The sequence below is a fragment of the Psychromicrobium ferritrahens genome, assembly GCF_043789415.1.
Lineage (GTDB): Bacteria > Actinomycetota > Actinomycetes > Actinomycetales > Micrococcaceae > Renibacterium.
The window spans coordinates 436,683-452,139 of sequence record NZ_JBDLLW010000001.1 but is presented as its reverse complement, the minus strand read 5'-3'; the positions used below and the strand labels follow the sequence as shown (position 1 = coordinate 452,139).

Genomic DNA, 15,457 nt, shown 5'->3' with positions numbered 1-15,457 from the left:
CGACCTAGGTATGAGGTCTAGCTAGGCCTTGGCTTGAGCTCAAGGCCTCTAGCTCGCAGAGACGGCTCCGGTCTCATAAGCGATCACCACGATTTGCACACGATCCCGGGCATTGAGTTTGCTCAGGATGTGCCCGACGTGCGTTTTCACCGTGGCTTCGGAGAGGAAGAGTGAGGAGGCGATCTCCGGATTCGAATAGCCCTGAGCGATCAAGAGGAAGACCTCGTGCTCACGAGCCGTGAGGCTGCTCACCGACTCCTGGTGCTTGTCATTCGCCGGGCTGGGCGCACTGAGCATCGGCGCCACATGGTCGAGCAGGCGTCGAGTGGTAGAGGGGGCGATTACGGCGTCTCCTCGATAGACGGTGCGGATCGCCTCGAGGAGTTCCTCGGGAGGTGCGTCCTTGAGCAAGAAACCGCTCGCCCCGGCCTGAATCGCGGCCAACGCGTACTCATCCAGGTCGAAGGTGGTGAGCACCACGATCTTGAGCCCGGAGAGCCGTGAGCCCGGAGTGGCAGCCCGGACCCGCTCCATCAGCTTCCTGGTGGTTTCAATACCGTCCAAGCCGGGCATCCGCACGTCCATCAGGACCACGTCGGCCGCGGTGGCGGCCAGCTCGGTGAGGGCTTCCCTGCCGTCTCCGGCCTGAACCACGACCTCCAGATCGGCCTGGGAGTTGATCAGCATGGTGAAACCGGAGCGAACCAGCTGCTGGTCGTCCACCAGAGCCACCTTGATGGTGGAATCGGATGAGTTCTCTGGGGTCTCAGTCATCTGTGCCTCTGTCTCAAATTGTTTCAAATGCTCTGCTGATCATGCTTCGGTATAGGGGATGAATGCGCTGACGCGGAAACCACCGCCCGCCTGTGGCTTGGCCTCCAGGCTTCCATCGTAGAGCTTGATCCGCTCGGTCATCCCGCGTAAGCCATTGCCGCCACCGGAACCCGGCGGGTCGGCGGCAGCTCCGCGGCCGTCATCGACGATCTCAAGGTGCAGCCCTCGGGACTGCCAGCTCAGCGTCACCCGGCTGTTGGCCTTGGGCCCGGCGTGCTTGAGCACGTTCGTCAGGCCCTCTTGGACAATGCGGTACGCGGTGAGTTCCGCCCCCGCGGGCAGCTTGCGCCGGGGCTGACCTTCGGTGCGGAATTCCACGGTGAGACCGGCTGAACGGATACCCAGAATGAGCTCGTCAAAGTCGTCCAGCCCGGGCAGTGGCCGGGTCGAAGCCTCCTCATCGCCCCTCAGCACGCCGAGCAATCTCCGCATCTCACGCAGTGAGTTCCGTCCGGTATCGGCGATGGTCCGCAGCGTCTCGGTGGCAATCTTCGGGTCTTGCTCGGCGGCGTAGCGTCCGCCGTCCGCCTGGGTGATGATGACCGAGAGCGAGTGGGCCACGATATCGTGCATTTCCCGGGCGATGTGCGCACGTTCATCGCTCGCCGCCAAGGCGCGCTCTTGTTGTTGTTCGATTTCCAGGCGCTGGGCTCGATCCTCCAGTGCCTGTTCACGGAGCCTTCTGGTGCGGGTCAGGTCTCCCAGCGTCCAGGCAAAGAGCACCAGGCACCAGACCAGGATCACCAAGATTGCGTTGTAGGGCAGACTGGCCAGCGTGAAGCTGCTCTCTTCCAGCCCTAAAAACAGGTAGTACCTGCTGACCAGCATGAGCCCGCCGAGCAATGCGAGCCCCAGGCCGCTCAGGCTGGCCCAGCGCGGGCCGAAGGCCGCCAAGGCATAGACCACCAGGATCACTCCGAGGTCAGCGGGCATCGGTGGCACGGCAAAAGCCCATTGCACGACGGCGGTACCGGCGATGATGCTGCCCGCCAGGACCGGCTTGATGCGGCGCCAGATGAGCGGGATGATCAGCAGGGTGGCGAAGGTCATGGTGAGGCCGAGGTTGCCGCTCGGGAAGAAGGCCAGGGCGAGCCAGATCAGACCAGTGACCGCGGTGTCCACCACGAAGTGATGAGTGCGGAACCACTCGTAGATCCTCTGCATGACCATGTTCCGACTTTACGGCTCGATCGAAGCTGCTCGCATCCCGCCACGGTCTGATTTTTTCCGGGTGCCTTCTGACCGCCGGGGAGGTGGAGGATCGGTGAGGGCTCTGGCAAGCTCGTGACAGGGCGTCTTGGGGCGGCCTTTGGCTCGGAAGCCTGACATGAAATGTCCGCGAAGTGAGACGCTTTGTCCAGCATTCGGATGAGTGCTTAGGCTGGAAGCATGAGCTCTTCAATCAATCTTGCAGTGATCCCTGGCGACGGCATTGGACCCGAGGTGGTGACCCAAGCGGTCAAGGTGCTCCGTAAAGTTTGTCAGGACGCCGACCTCGGGCTGAATCTGACCGAGTACTCTCTGGGCGCCCAGCACTGGCTGGAAACCGGGGAGAGCCTCTCGGAGGAAACCCTCGCCGCGATCAGGACCCACGACGCGATCCTGTTCGGAGCGGTGGGCGCTAGTCCGGGGGATACCAGCATTCCCTCGGGGTTGATCGAGCGAGAGCTGCTGCTCAAATTGCGCTTCAGCCTGGATCACTTCGTTAACCTGCGACCATCGAAACTCTATCCTGGAGTCCCCAGCCCGTTAGCTCAGCCGGGTGCGGTGGACTTCGTGGTGGTCCGGGAGGGCACCGAAGGTCCTTATGTCGGCAACGGCGGCAGCCTGCGGACCGGCACCGACCAGGAAATCGCCACCGAGGTCTCGGTGAACACCGCCTTCGGTGTGCAAAGGGTGGTCCGCGATGCTTTCCGGCGAGCGGCCAAGAGTGAGCGCAAGAAACTGACGTATGTCCATAAGCACAATGTCCTGGTCTATGCGGGGCATCTCTGGAAGCGCACCGTGGAAGCGGTGAGCGCTGAATATCCAGAGGTGACGGTGGACTATTTGCACGTGGACGCGGCAACTATTTTCCTGGTCACCGATCCGGGCCGCTTCGACGTCATCGTGACCGATAATCTGTTCGGCGATATCCTGACCGACCTGGCCGCCGCGATCACCGGCGGGATTGGCCTGGCGGCATCCGGGAATCTCAATATGGATCGCACAGCGCCCAGCATGTTCGAGCCGGTTCACGGCTCCGCACCCGATATCGCCGGTCAGCAAAAGGCGGATCCCACCGCTGCGATTCTTTCTGCGGCCCTGTTACTCGACCATTTGGAGCAGGCTGAACTTGCGGCCCGGATCGAGCGAGCTGTGGAAGCCGATATCGCTGAGCGGGGCAGCATAGGGACACGTACTACAGCGCAGATTGGTGATGCCATCCTGGCTCGCCTGAGCTAAGGCCACCTTGCTCGCGGTGGACATCCCCAGGACCGGCTTGGCGCGGTACAGTTAATGAAGAATAACTCAGTTTGGCTATAACGATCCGCATCCTTGGAGGACAACGATGACTCAAGTGTCGAGCGAATTGGATTTCGCCCAGCGACTGACTGATACCCCGAAGTCCGCTGCTGAGCGGGAGGCGATTCTTGCCAATCCAGGTTTCGGTGATCATTTCACCGACCACACCGCCGTCGTCGATTATCGGGTTGACGCCCAGGGTGAGGGCGGTTGGCACAACGCCCGGATCGAGCCCTATGGGCCGATCCTCTTGGATCCCGCGGCAGGAGTGCTGCACTACGGTCAGGAGATCTTCGAAGGTCTCAAGGCCTACCGTCACGCTGATGGCTCGGTGTGGACCTTCCGTCCCGAGGCCAATGCTGCCCGACTGAATCGTTCGGCTCAGCGTCTGGCATTGCCACAACTGCCCGAGCAGGTCTTCTTGGACGCCGTCACCGGTCTGGTGCAGGCCGATCAGGCCTGGGTTCCCTCCGGCGACGGCGAGAGCCTTTACCTGAGGCCCTTTATGATCGCCACCGAGGCGTTCCTGGGAGTCCGGGCCGCCCGGGAAGTCTCCTTCAGGGTGATTGCCTCTCCCGCTGGAAACTACTTCGGCGGGGAGCTCAAACCGGTTTCCATCTGGATCTCTCGCACCTACGCCCGGGCCGGACGCGGCGGCACCGGTGCCGCCAAATGCGGTGGTAATTACGCCGCTTCGCTCTTACCGCAGCTCGAAGCGGAAGCCCACGGCTGCAAGCAAGTGCTCTTCTTGGACCAGGAGAACGATAACGCGATCGAGGAACTGGGCGGGATGAACGTTTTCTTCGTCTTCAAGGACGGTTCCCTGGTGACTCCCGCGCTCTCCGGAAGCATCCTGGAAGGCGTGACGCGCTCCTCGGTGCTTCAGCTGGGCCGTGACCGCGGACTGAACGTCCAGGAGCGCAAGATCACCCTTGATGAATGGCGCTCCGGCATCGCTTCCGGAGAGATCGCTGAAGTCTTCGCCTGCGGCACCGCTGCTGTGATCACCCCGATCGGCCGCTTGATGGATGAGAACGAGGAGATCGGTTCCGCTGAGGCTAAGACCGGTGAGATCACCATGAGTATCCGTGAGGAGCTGCTCGGCATTCAGACCGGTACGGTGACCGACCGGCACGGCTGGCTGCGTCGCCTGGCCTGATCCCCACGTCCTCCCAGACTTCGCAGGCTCAGCCTGGGGCCCTCGGACGGCGGGGCCCCACCCACGTCCTCCCTACGCTCATGCTTCGCGTCGAGGCCCTCGGACGGCGGGGCCCCACCCACGTCCTCCCTGGTGCGAGAGCTGGCTGGGAACCATGAAGCCGCTAAACCATGAAATAGTTGGACTATGCGTATAGCCCGATTTGTAGTGGATGCCGAGCCGATGTACGGAGTGGTCGATGATGCGGCCGAAACCGTGCATGTCATCAAGGGAGACCCCTTCTTCAACGGGGTTGAAACCACGGGGCAGAGTCATGCCCTAGAGGACGTCAGGTTACTGGCTCCGATCATCCCTCGCTCCAAAGTGGTGGGCATCGGCCGGAACTACGCTGATCACGCCAAGGAACTCGGCAATGAGGTGCCCACCAGCCCGCTGATGTTCCTCAAGCCGAACACCGCGGTCCTCGGCCCCGGAGACCCGATTGCGCTTCCGGAGTTCTCCGAGGAGGTCTCCTATGAGGCCGAGTTGTGCGTCGTGATCGGACGGATCTGCAAGGACGTTCCCGAAGATCGGGTCGATGAGGTGATCTTCGGCTACACCTGCGGTAACGACCTGACCGCCCGGGATGTTCAGCGCACCGATAAACAATGGGCTAGGGCCAAGGGCTTCGACGGCTCGGCGCCGCTCGGGCCGTGGATCGAAACTGAACTCGATGTCGAAGATCTTGCCGTCCGCGGGCGACTGAACGGCTCCCTGGTTCAGGATGGCCGAACCAGCGAGATGATCTACGGAGTCAGGCAGCTGGTCTCCTATGTCTCCCAGGCTTTCACTCTGCTGCCGGGCGACGTGATCATGACTGGGACGCCGGCCGGCGTCGGGCTTCTTACCGAGGGCGACCGCTTCGAGGTGGAGATCGAGGGGATTGGCAAGCTGGCCAATCCGATCGTCCGCCGCTGACAGCCGGGCGAGCATCATCCGCTGCCGCTTCCCACGCTGACAACCTTCCCTGCGAACACACTTAAGATAGAAGCATCATGACCATTCCTGAAGTTGATTCAAACACGCCCGTCCGGGTGCGATTCTGCCCTTCGCCCACCGGAACTCCGCACGTCGGCCTGATCCGCACCGCGCTCTTCAACTGGGCCTATGCCCGGCACACCGGCGGAAAACTGATTTTCCGTATTGAGGACACCGACGCCGCACGCGATAGCGAGGAAAGCTACCAGCAGCTGCTGGAGGGCTTGCGCTGGCTCGGCATCGACTGGGATGAAGGCGTCGAAGTTGGCGGCCCGCATGAACCTTACCGCCAGTCCAAGCGCAGCGAGATCTACCAGGACGTGATCGACAAGCTGCGCGAGGGCGGTTTCGTCTACGAATCGTATTCGACTCCCGAGGAGATCGAAGCTCGGCATAAAGCCGCCGGACGCGATCCTAAGCTGGGGTACGACGGATTTGATCGCGAGCTCTCCGATGAGCAGATCGCTGCTTTCAAGGCCGAGGGACGCCAGCCCGCTCTGCGCCTGCGGATGCCGGATGAGGATATTACCTTCACCGATCTGGTACGCGGTGAGATCACCTTCAAAGCAGGGTCGGTGCCCGACTTCGCCGTGGTGCGACCTAACGGTGCACCGCTCTACACCCTGGTCAACCCGGTGGATGACGCCCTGATGGGGGTCACCCATGTGCTGCGCGGCGAGGACATCCTGTCCTCCACACCACGCCAGATCGCGCTGTACCGCGCGCTACACGCGGTGGGGGTTGCCGAGTACCTGCCCCGGTTCGGCCACTTGCCCTACGTTATGGGGCAGGGCAATAAGAAGCTCTCCAAGCGGGATCCGGAATCCAGCTTGTTCTTGCTGCGCGACTGGGGATATATCAAGGAAGGGCTGCTGAACTACCTCGCTCTGCTGGGCTGGTCGCTGAGCGCCGATGAGGATATCTTCACGGTGGATCAGCTAGTGGCCGCTTTTGATGTGAAGGACGTGCTGGGGAACCCAGCTCGTTTCGATCTGAAGAAGGCCGAGGCGATCAACGGAACTCATATCCGCTTGCTCTCCGCAGAGGACTTCCGGGAGCGCCTGGTGCCGTATTTGCAGGCTGCTGGCCTGGTCAGTGAGGAACTGACCGAGAGGCAGCAGGTCATCCTGGCCGAGGCGGCTCCGCTGATTCAGGAGCGCGTGCAGCTGCTGGGTGAGGCTCCCGAGATGTTGCGCTTCCTCTTTGTCGGCGATGACGACGTCGCCCCCGCCGAGGATGCGCTCAAGGGTCTCCCGGAGAACTTGGATGAAGTGTTGAAAGCCGCGATCGCTGCTCTGGAAACGTTGAATGACTGGGACGCCGAATCTCTTCAGGCAGCCTTGCGTACGGCACTCGTCGATGGACTGGAGGTCAAGCCGCGGCTTGCCTTCGGTCCGGTACGGACGGCGATCTCCGGTCGCCGGATTTCCCCGCCGCTCTTCGAATCCATGGTGATCCTGGGCAAGGAGTCCTCCTTGAACCGGCTGCGTAGCTTCTCGGTCAGCTAGGGAGTGTTGTGACGGGTGTTTTCGGCTGGCCGATCCGCGCGGTGCTGTTCGATATCGACGACACTCTGGTGGATCTGCGGACCGCGATGGAGATCGCCGTCCGAGCGGTGAGCGCTGAGTACCTTCCGGAGCTCTCCGAACCGCAGTGGCAGGAGGTGCATCGTGAGTTCCGCGAGGACCGCGGTGGCCATTACGAGGCTTTCCTGCGCGGTGAGATCGGTTTTATCGAACAGCGGATCGCCAGGGCGCGTCGGGCTCTGGCGGTTGCCGGGGGAGCGCTGCCCGTGGAGCGGGCGGAGAGCTGGAACGCTTGCTATGAGGTTGAGGCTCAGCGGAACTGGCGAGCCTATCCCGATGTTGTAACGGCTCTGGATGAGTTGGACGCAGTGGGCGTGGTTTACGGCGCGGTGAGCAATAATGTCGAGGCCTATCAGCGCCGGAAGCTCGATCTGGCCGGGCTATCCAGGATCTCGGTGCTGATCGGAACGGATACCGTGGGGGTGCCGAAGCCGGATCCGGCGATTTTCCACGAGGGAGTCAGAGAGCTGGGATTCAGTGCTGCGGAGACTCTCTATGTTGGGGATAATCTGCTGATCGACGCGGTGGGGGCCAGCGAAGCGGGCTTAGCCGCGCTCTGGCTCAATCGCGAGGATCGGTCGCCGGAGTTGCCCGGAGGCCGGCGCTGGGAAGGAGCGCAGCTGAGTGGGCTGGCTGGGCTGAGTACGTTGTTGTAGGTGCTTGGCCGTAGGAATTTTCTCGGAGACCGAAAGGGAGGGTGGTTCTCGATATTGTCGAGAACCACCCTCCCTTTTCGTGTGCTCTGTGTCGCTGCCGCCCGGCTAGTTTGGGGTCAAGCCAGGGGTTAGGAGATAACTCCGCGACGTCGTAGCACGATCGAGAGGACGCAGCCGATCAGGATAATTGCGCAGATAATGATGCCGATCAAACCCACCGCACCACCGGGACTGACGTTGGTGACCTTAGTTTGCAGTTCGTGGGCGCCGTCGTTGAGCTTCTGCGAACCGGCGAGCAAGCCGTTTTCCGGATCGGGGTTGTGCATACCGTCCTTGAGCTTGTTCATGCCGTCGGCCAGCATCTTGGTCCCTAGTACGACGCCGGGGTCGTTGGGATCGGTGTTGTTGAGCTTCCCATCCAGTGTGACGAAACCGGCTTTCAGTTTCTGGCTACCGGTATCGAGTTGTTTGGTGCCGTCGGCGAGCTTGGACGAACCCGCGAGGAGACCGTTATTCGGGTCGGGGTTCATTACGCCGTTGAGTAGTTTGGCTGCGCCATCGGCGAGTTGTTGTGAACCGGGGGCAAGGCCTGGCTGTGAAGGGTCCTCTGGATCGTGATACATGCCATTCAGGAGCTGTGATGCACCGTCAGCTAGTTGCTGAGTTCCTGGTTTGAGTCCGTCTTTAGCATGATTCTCTGGGTCGTGATACATACCGTCTAGTGCTTGAGCAATGCCAGGTTTGTATTGATCTAATCCGTCGGACAGTGCTTTGCTGCCTGCAAGAATTCCTTGATGTGGATTTGGATTGTTAATTCCTGCTTGAGCTTGGCTCAGCCCATTTGCAATTGATTGTGCTCCTGCGACCAGTTCAGGGGTGCCAGTCGCAAGCTTCTGTGTGCCGGCCGCAAGCTGCTGTGTGCCGGCCGCAAGCTGCTGTGTGCCGGCCGCAAGCTGCTGACTGCCATCAGCAGCCTGTTGGGCACCTGCCGCAAGTTGTTGGATTTGAGATTTAAGAAGCGAGACTGGCACGAGGCCCTGGATCGGGTCATTAGCAGCAGCCAATAACTTCTGAAGTCCTTGAGAGAGGGCGGCAAGCCCCGATCCTTTAGTGGGATCGCCGTTAGCGCCAGGGACTCCAGCTAGTTGTTGTGCGCCAGAGTTTACCTTTTGCATTCCTGAATTAATTTGCTGTGTGCCAGCGTTGACTTGCTGAATTCCTTCTCCAGCTTGCTGGGCCCCTAAGCTTAGTTTTTTTGCTCCGTCAGTAAGTTCGTTGATACCTGGCGCCAGTTTGCTGTTAATGCCCTCATACAGCTGATGTGCCCCTGCTTGGAGTTCTGCTGCACCGTTGTCGAGCTTTATGAGTCCAGGTTCTAAGTGGACTTTGACACGGCTGGCAATAGTCGCTGACCCGTCTTCTAGCTGTTGTGCGCCGTTGAGAACTTTGCCATTCAAGCCGCTCGCCAGCTTATTCGCCCCGGTACTCAGCTGTTGTGCGCCGGGTGCCAAATCGTTGCTGATACCCGCGTTCAACTTCTGCGCCCCTGCGTTCAGTTGCCCCGCCCCGTCCGCGATCTGCCCTGCCCCGTCGGCGAGGTTCATCGGATCCTTACCGGAAGAACTCGGAGTCAGTGCGCCGGAAAGCTGCCCCGCGCCGTCAGCGAGCTTCTGCGCCCCTGCCTGGGCCTGATCGATACCCGGGGCGAGTTGATTGGTCACCTTGTCTTTGAGCTTCTGGGTGCCGTCGGCCAGCTGATGGCCGCCATCCGCAGCTTGGGAGGTGATAACGGCAAAGAGAATCAGGAGGCCTAGAACGAGCAGGCCCAGAATCGCAATCACGATATTGTGACGACGTGGATTCGGTGTGGGTCTAGCGACTCTGCTAGTTGACACGGGCTATTCCAATCAGAAGAACGAAGCTTGTACTGTGATGTAGGTAACACCATTGCTACCAATGAGTAACCTACCGTAGATTCACATCCTGCTGTCAAGAGTGGCGCGCTAGTTTGTGGACATATTTTGGCTGAGTCAGGAGCTGGGTCAGGATTTGCGAGCCTATAGAGTCTGCTCCGATCCCGGTTTGGCCGATAAGGGATTCTCGGGTAAAGTTATATCCCGGCGCTTGAGCCGTTCGGAGAGTCTTCGGATGAACTGAACGTGCCAGGCAAGAGCCATTGGGATATGGTGTAATTGGCAACACAACGGTTTCTGGTACCGTCATTCTAGGTTCGAGTCCTGGTATCCCAGCGCTGACAGCTGTTGCTGAAAGCAGTACGGCCCCATCGTATAGCGGCCTAGTACGTCGCCCTCTCACGGCGGTAACACGGGTTCAAATCCCGTTGGGGTCACATGAAAGACTTCCTCCCTGCGGAAACGCAGGGAGGAAGTCTTTTTTATGTCTGCATTCATTGCAAGGCAGCATTTACGCACCAAAAACAAGTGATCAAGGGCTTGTCACTGAGGTCTCTTCTTGGCGGGTTGCCTCTCATCTGGCCGACCGAAACGAAACAATCCAGTCTGAAGACTTTGACTACGTCGCTGCGGGGATGCTCTCGAAGGCCAAGTATCCGACGAATGATAGCTCATCCAAGTCAAAACAACTCAAATATAAGAAGCACCCCTCACTTTCAACTGAGGTGTGCTTAGTCAGTCTTATGCGGAAGGTGCTTTTGTGGTCTTTTTGCAGTGAAGCTTTGTAAAGCACCTCAATGATGCTCCCCGGGGCAAGCTCGTGAGCCTTTGTTTTGAGGGCGGTGGTTGCTTTGGCGCTAAACAGGTGCAGATTTTCGTCCTTGGCTAGAGCGTAAGTTACCGGAGGGGAGCACCTGTGGACGCGCCTGAGAAGGTTGCGAACCGCCTCGTCTTAGTCGGTTGCAATAATTGCATCCCCTTGTTGATATCGCTCTCTGCAAAGAATTTTTGACCCTTTTTGGCGGACATCAACTTACCAACCAAACTGCTTCTCATCGCCTATTTACCTTACTTATTTTCCCGCCTTCTGTAGCTTTCACCGAACTCGTTGATCATGCGACTCACAGGTACTGGGATCTTTCCGTTATCGGATCATCAGGATTCTTCCAGGTTGGACTGATCTTGTTGAGGCTTCGACACGAAGGAATTTGGTATTTCAGAACTACGAGAAGATGGAGTGAGTATGAAAATCCTGTCCCAAGGAGCAGCGAAAAGACTGACGAGGAATTTGGCTATTGGCGTTGTCGCAGTTGGGCTGCTCGCAAGCTTTGCGCCTGCTAGCGCAACAGCTAAACCTATTGGAGGCGACGATACCGTCACCGTGGGCGAGAAGCACATCAAAACATCCTCAGCAGAATCTGGCGGCACGCCTGAGGACGCCTGGATTTGTACTGCGTTGCAGAAAGTTGATCTCCCGCACATTTCTTCAACTGCCTCTGTGCGGGCTGTTCAGGCTCACGGTGCATGGAATAAGGGTGATTGCCAGTCCGACGCTGCTGTGGTGACGACACAGATAGATAGGCAGGGGTTCCTGAATAACTTCTTCGCGGTGGGAACACAAGGGAAAGGTACCTTGCAGTCCACCAACGGTATGCCTAGCGGTTCGAATAACCGTGTAACTGCTCAGTATGTGTGTCAGGGAACCGGACAAGGAAGGTTTCGTGCCTGGACTGACGTGGATGTGATTGGTATCGCTGACTTACCGAATAAGGTCTATTCTGCGGAAACGAACATTGCGTGCGGCTAAGCTGAAGCTCGTCCCGTGCTTATTTGTAGCGACGTTGTTATTGGTGGGGTGTATGAGCTCTAACGATCAGGAAGCAGCCGTACTAAAGGCTACCCAAGAAGGCTATTCCAGCTATATGAAGTGGAGTCAGGAAGGCTTTCCAAAGCCATTGCCGGAGAATCTGAAGTCCCTTCTGACGGATAACGCGCTTCAGAAAGTCCTCGCGGATGCTGAATGGTACGGAGGGACGGGCGTTCAGGTGCATGGTGATCTAGAAATTACTAATATCCAGGCGTTGAGCGTGAATGGGAAGAGCGCCGTCGTGCAGCTCACGGCTAACGATGACGCCATAACGTTCACTGTCGATGGGAAGCCTCGTGAAAAGCTGAAAAATGACACGCGAACTTCAAAAGTTCAGCTTGTCCATGACGGGTCGTGGAAAATCGACACCATCACTGAAGTGGAGTCGCATACAAGTACGAGTCGCTGAGATCCAGTTTTGATGAACCGTCGATGGTGGCTTTAACAGCTCAGCCCCTCAACTGCGCGCAGGCTTCCTTGAGTTTGATCAGCGTCCGCAGGTTCCGGGTGGTCGTCGTCGACTTATAAACCGCCCGCGCCGTGAGCTTGCTCATCGGGGCATCCAAGGTCCCGCCCACCGGTGCCAGCCAAGCCAGCGCCTCCGGGCCCAGCAAAGTCATCTCACCCTCGAACTGCTTCGCCTCCTCCACCAGCCGGCTGAGCGCCTCGGCATCGGAGGCCAGGGTGACGTAGCTGTGCTGCTCCGCTGAGTCCGCGGGGTAGGGGCAGGCCTCGACCAGTTCGGTGACGCGCTGCGCGGTCAGAATCACCACCCAAGCCTGATAGTTGAATCGCTCGGCCAATGCGGATTCGATGCGGCTCTTCAACTCGGCCAGCGAGAGCTCGCTGTTGAGCACCACGTTCCCGCTCGCCAAAAGCGTCTTGACCTGTTTCACCGGCAGGCTGGCCAAGCATTCCTTCAACTCGGCCATTTTAATATTGATGCCACCCACATTGATGCCCCGTAACAGCACGGCGAAAGTTTCCATGCCAAGAGCCTACTTCGGGATTAGGCTAAGCCCATGGGTATAGTCACCGCTGATTTGGCAATCTCCTTGGACGGTTTCGTCGCGGGTCCGCAGCAGAGCCTGGACAAGCCGATGGGTGAGGGCGTCGACAATAGACTCCACAACTGGATGTTCGACGAACCCGAGCAGAACGCCGACGCCCTTGCGGGAATGCAAGCCGCCAAAGCCTACGTGATGGGGCGGAATATGTTCGGCCCGATTCGGGGTAAATGGACCGGTAACTGGGAAGGCTGGTGGGGTGCTGAACCGCCGTACCACGCACCTGTTTTCGTGCTGACTCATTACCCCCGGGAATCTCTGACGATGGAAGGCGGCACGAGTTTCACCTTCGTGACCGACGGCATCGAGTCCGCACTGAACCGGGCGCTCCAGGCGGCAGGTGACGGCGATGTGGCCATCGGAGGGGGCGCGCAGACCGTGCGGCAATACCTAGCCGCGGGACTGATCGACGAACTGCGGCTGCACCAAACCCCCGCTGTGCTCGGTGCCGGTGAACGGCTTCTCGACGGTCTGACCGGTCTGCAACTCGAACTCCTCGCGGTCACCGGCAACCACCTGGTCAGCCACCAACGCTACCGAGTCGTCAAGTAGACAGCTGAAGCGCGTTATTCATTGCTCTTCTTGAGTGATTCGCTCAGCGTGCGAGCCGCGGCGCCGACCACCTCAGCGTGCAAACGGCCGGGCTGCCTGGTGAGCCGTTCGATCGGTCCGGAAATGGAGACGGCGGCGATCACCCGGCCGGAAGGCCCGCGCACCGGAGCGGAGACCGAGGCGACGCCCATCTCCCGTTCGCCCAGGCTCTGAGCCCAGCCACGACGTCGTACGCCGGCCAGCACTGTCGGGGTGAAGCGGGCGTTCTGCAACCCTTCCAAGAGCCGTTCGTGGTCTTCCCAGGCGAGCAGTACCTGTGCCGCGGATCCGGCTTTCATACTGAGTTTCGTGCCGACCGGAATGGTGTCCCGCAGGCCGATCGGACGCTCCGCCGAAGCCACGCAGACCCGCCAGTCACCCTGTCTGCGGAAGATCTGCGCTGATTCGCCGGTAGCATCCCGCAGCTGGATCAAGACCGGCCCGGCCGAGGCGATCAGCCGGTCCTCGCCCGCGGCCGAGGCGAGCTCCACGAGTCGGCCGCCGAGTACAAAGCGTCCGTGGATATCCCTGCTGACCAAGCGGTGATGCACTAGGGCCTGTGCCAGCCGGTGAACGGTGGGCCGAGCCAGGCCGGTGGCAGTCACTAATTGCGCGAGGGTGGTGGGCCCTGCTTCCAAGGCATCGAGTACCTGAGCAGCCTTGTCGATCACGCCGACGCCACTAGAATTGTCCATAGAGTGATATTAGCGTCTCATTATTTGAGATGCACATCGAATCGCTGGCATCCCTCAAACACCGCTGTCAGAGTAGATAGCAGCAGGTAAGAAGCACGGACAGTATTCAGCACAGGAGCCGATCGTGAGCAGTAGTATCCCCAAGACTTTGGCCGAGAAGGTCTGGGCAGATCATTTGGTGCGCAAAGGTCAGGACAACGAACCGGATCTGCTGTTCATCGATCTGCATCTGCTGCATGAAGTCACCTCTCCGCAGGCCTTTGAGGGCCTGCGACTCGCCGGGCGGCAATTGCGCCGGGTTGATCTGACCATCGCTACCGAGGACCACAACACCCCGACCCTGGACATCGATAAACCGATCGCCGACCCGACCAGCCGGATCCAGATCGAGACGCTGCGCAAGAACTGCCAGGAATTCGGCGTCAGACTGCACTCGCTCGGTGACGCCGAACAGGGCATCGTGCACATCGTCGGCCCCCAGCTGGGGCTGACTCAGCCCGGAATGACGGTGGTTTGCGGCGATTCACACACGTCCACCCACGGTGCTTTCGGAGCGCTCGCCTTCGGCATCGGCACCTCCGAGGTGGAGCACGTGATGGCCACCCAGACGCTACCGCTGAAACCCTTCAAGACGATGGCCATCAACGTGGAAGGCACGCTCCGCCCAGGGGTCAGCTCGAAGGACATCATCCTCGCGGTGATCGCCAAAATCGGCACCGGAGGCGGCCAGGGGTATGTGCTGGAGTACCGCGGTTCGGCGATTCGCAGCCTGTCCATGGACGCCAGGATGACGATCTGCAATATGTCGATCGAGGCGGGTGCCCGGGCCGGCATGATCGCCCCCGATGAGACCACTTTCGAATACCTCAAGGACCGCCCGCACGCCCCGCAGGGCACGGATTGGGACGCCGCTGTCGAATACTGGAAGTCACTGCACACTGACGACGACGCCGTTTTCGACGTCGAAGTCGACCTGGACGCGAACACCCTGGAGCCTTTCGTCACCTGGGGGACCAACCCGGGGCAAGGCGTATCGCTCAACGACAGGGTCCCGGCTCCGGAGGATTTCGGCGATGAGAACGCCAAAGCGGCCTGCGAACGGGCGCTGAGCTATATGGGCCTGGAGGCCGGCACCGCGATGAAGGACATCCGGGTTGACACGGTGTTCCTGGGCTCGTGCACGAACTCCCGGATCGAAGATCTACGAGCTGCTGCGCAGGTGATCCAAGGGCGGCAGAAAGACCCGGATATCAGGATGCTGGTGGTACCGGGTTCGGCCCGAGTGCGGCTGGAAGCGGAAGCCGAAGGACTGGACAAGATCTTCAAGGACTTCGGTGCCGAATGGCGCTTTGCCGGCTGCTCGATGTGCTTGGGAATGAACCCCGATCAGCTCAAGCCGGGGGAGCGCTGCGCCTCCACCTCGAACCGCAATTTCGAGGGCAGGCAGGGCAAAGGCGGCCGGACGCACCTGGTCTCGCCAGTGGTGGCTGCGGCAACAGCGGTGCGCGGCACCTTGAGCTCACCTTCAGATCTCATCGCGTCCTCGCCCGCCCTGAGCAACGCCTAG

Annotated in this window: 14 protein-coding genes and 2 tRNA genes; 11 read left to right on the top strand and 5 right to left on the bottom strand. The window is 60.0% G+C overall.

What is annotated here, in order from left to right; all coding sequences use genetic code 11:
* Window positions 1–48: 48 nt before the first annotated feature.
* Both ABDK06_RS02140 and ABDK06_RS02135 read right to left on the bottom strand, forming a co-directional pair.
* Complete coding sequence (locus ABDK06_RS02140; RefSeq protein ID WP_394938431.1) at window positions 49–774, bottom strand: response regulator; 726 nt, start codon at window positions 772–774, stop codon at window positions 49–51.
* 39 nt (window positions 775–813) lie between these two features.
* Window positions 814–1,998: a sensor histidine kinase gene (locus ABDK06_RS02135; RefSeq protein ID WP_394940777.1), complete on the bottom strand. Its 1,185-nt coding sequence runs from the start codon at window positions 1,996–1,998 to the stop codon at window positions 814–816.
* 225 nt (window positions 1,999–2,223) lie between these two features.
* Between ABDK06_RS02135 and ABDK06_RS02130 the strand changes: the two genes are divergently transcribed.
* From ABDK06_RS02130 to ABDK06_RS02110, 5 genes are all read left to right on the top strand, one after another.
* The gene (locus ABDK06_RS02130; protein WP_394938429.1) at window positions 2,224–3,279 is read left to right on the top strand and encodes a 3-isopropylmalate dehydrogenase; all 1,056 of its coding nucleotides are present in this window, start codon (window positions 2,224–2,226) and stop codon (window positions 3,277–3,279) included.
* A 106-nt stretch (window positions 3,280–3,385) separates the two neighbouring features.
* Complete coding sequence (locus ABDK06_RS02125; RefSeq protein ID WP_394938427.1) at window positions 3,386–4,498, top strand: branched-chain amino acid aminotransferase; 1,113 nt, start codon at window positions 3,386–3,388, stop codon at window positions 4,496–4,498.
* 186 nt (window positions 4,499–4,684) lie between these two features.
* Window positions 4,685–5,455, top strand: a complete 771-nt coding sequence (locus ABDK06_RS02120) for a fumarylacetoacetate hydrolase family protein (RefSeq protein WP_394938425.1) — start codon at window positions 4,685–4,687, stop codon at window positions 5,453–5,455.
* A 77-nt stretch (window positions 5,456–5,532) separates the two neighbouring features.
* Window positions 5,533–7,023 (top strand): glutamate--tRNA ligase, encoded by a 1,491-nt coding sequence (gltX, locus tag ABDK06_RS02115; RefSeq protein ID WP_394938422.1) that lies wholly within the window; start codon window positions 5,533–5,535, stop codon window positions 7,021–7,023.
* A gap of 8 nt (window positions 7,024–7,031) precedes the next feature.
* Window positions 7,032–7,757 (top strand): HAD family hydrolase, encoded by a 726-nt coding sequence (locus tag ABDK06_RS02110; protein ID WP_394938420.1) that lies wholly within the window; start codon window positions 7,032–7,034, stop codon window positions 7,755–7,757.
* Between the two features lie 128 nt (window positions 7,758–7,885).
* Here ABDK06_RS02110 and ABDK06_RS02105 read toward each other — a convergent pair whose 3' ends face one another.
* Complete coding sequence (locus ABDK06_RS02105; RefSeq protein WP_394938418.1) at window positions 7,886–9,598, bottom strand: hypothetical protein; 1,713 nt, start codon at window positions 9,596–9,598, stop codon at window positions 7,886–7,888.
* A 336-nt stretch (window positions 9,599–9,934) separates the two neighbouring features.
* On the opposite strand from ABDK06_RS02105, the gene ABDK06_RS02100 reads away from it, so the two are divergent.
* The 4 genes from ABDK06_RS02100 (at window position 9,935) to ABDK06_RS02085 (ending at window position 11,946) form a co-directional block, all read left to right on the top strand.
* Window positions 9,935–10,006: transfer RNA gene (locus tag ABDK06_RS02100), tRNA-Gln, on the top strand.
* Between the two features lie 28 nt (window positions 10,007–10,034).
* A tRNA-Glu gene (locus ABDK06_RS02095) sits at window positions 10,035–10,107 on the top strand.
* An 806-nt stretch (window positions 10,108–10,913) separates the two neighbouring features.
* On the top strand, window positions 10,914–11,477 hold the full coding sequence (locus tag ABDK06_RS02090; protein WP_394938416.1) for a hypothetical protein: 564 nt from the start codon (window positions 10,914–10,916) through the stop codon (window positions 11,475–11,477).
* Window positions 11,478–11,529: 52 nt separating this feature from the next.
* On the top strand, window positions 11,530–11,946 hold the full coding sequence (locus ABDK06_RS02085; RefSeq protein WP_394938414.1) for a hypothetical protein: 417 nt from the start codon (window positions 11,530–11,532) through the stop codon (window positions 11,944–11,946).
* Between the two features lie 40 nt (window positions 11,947–11,986).
* Here the strand turns inward: ABDK06_RS02085 and ABDK06_RS02080 are convergent, their stop codons facing one another.
* Window positions 11,987–12,526, bottom strand: a complete 540-nt coding sequence (locus ABDK06_RS02080; protein ID WP_394938412.1) for a DUF1697 domain-containing protein — start codon at window positions 12,524–12,526, stop codon at window positions 11,987–11,989.
* A gap of 33 nt (window positions 12,527–12,559) precedes the next feature.
* On the opposite strand from ABDK06_RS02080, the gene ABDK06_RS02075 reads away from it, so the two are divergent.
* A complete protein-coding gene (locus ABDK06_RS02075; RefSeq protein ID WP_394938410.1) occupies window positions 12,560–13,156 on the top strand; it encodes a dihydrofolate reductase family protein in 597 nt (198 codons plus the stop codon).
* 14 nt (window positions 13,157–13,170) lie between these two features.
* Here the strand turns inward: ABDK06_RS02075 and ABDK06_RS02070 are convergent, their stop codons facing one another.
* The gene (locus ABDK06_RS02070; RefSeq protein WP_394938408.1) at window positions 13,171–13,890 is read right to left on the bottom strand and encodes an IclR family transcriptional regulator; all 720 of its coding nucleotides are present in this window, start codon (window positions 13,888–13,890) and stop codon (window positions 13,171–13,173) included.
* 124 nt (window positions 13,891–14,014) lie between these two features.
* Here ABDK06_RS02070 and leuC point away from each other — a divergent pair, with 124 nt between their 5' ends.
* Window positions 14,015–15,457: a 3-isopropylmalate dehydratase large subunit gene (gene leuC / locus ABDK06_RS02065; protein WP_394938406.1), complete on the top strand. Its 1,443-nt coding sequence runs from the start codon at window positions 14,015–14,017 to the stop codon at window positions 15,455–15,457.

Coding starts and splice junctions, on each gene's coding strand:
- ABDK06_RS02140 (WP_394938431.1), bottom strand. CDS start 774: ATGACTGAGACCCCAGAGAACTCATCCGATTCCACCATCAAGGTGGCT.
- ABDK06_RS02135 (WP_394940777.1), bottom strand. CDS start 1,998: ATGCAGAGGATCTACGAGTGGTTCCGCACTCATCACTTCGTGGTGGAC.
- ABDK06_RS02130 (WP_394938429.1), top strand. CDS start 2,224: ATGAGCTCTTCAATCAATCTTGCAGTGATCCCTGGCGACGGCATTGGA.
- ABDK06_RS02125 (WP_394938427.1), top strand. CDS start 3,386: ATGACTCAAGTGTCGAGCGAATTGGATTTCGCCCAGCGACTGACTGAT.
- ABDK06_RS02120 (WP_394938425.1), top strand. CDS start 4,685: ATGCGTATAGCCCGATTTGTAGTGGATGCCGAGCCGATGTACGGAGTG.
- gltX (WP_394938422.1), top strand. CDS start 5,533: ATGACCATTCCTGAAGTTGATTCAAACACGCCCGTCCGGGTGCGATTC.
- ABDK06_RS02090 (WP_394938416.1), top strand. CDS start 10,914: ATGAAAATCCTGTCCCAAGGAGCAGCGAAAAGACTGACGAGGAATTTG.
- ABDK06_RS02085 (WP_394938414.1), top strand. CDS start 11,530: ATGAGCTCTAACGATCAGGAAGCAGCCGTACTAAAGGCTACCCAAGAA.
- ABDK06_RS02080 (WP_394938412.1), bottom strand. CDS start 12,526: ATGGAAACTTTCGCCGTGCTGTTACGGGGCATCAATGTGGGTGGCATC.
- ABDK06_RS02075 (WP_394938410.1), top strand. CDS start 12,560: ATGGGTATAGTCACCGCTGATTTGGCAATCTCCTTGGACGGTTTCGTC.
- ABDK06_RS02070 (WP_394938408.1), bottom strand. CDS start 13,890: ATGGACAATTCTAGTGGCGTCGGCGTGATCGACAAGGCTGCTCAGGTA.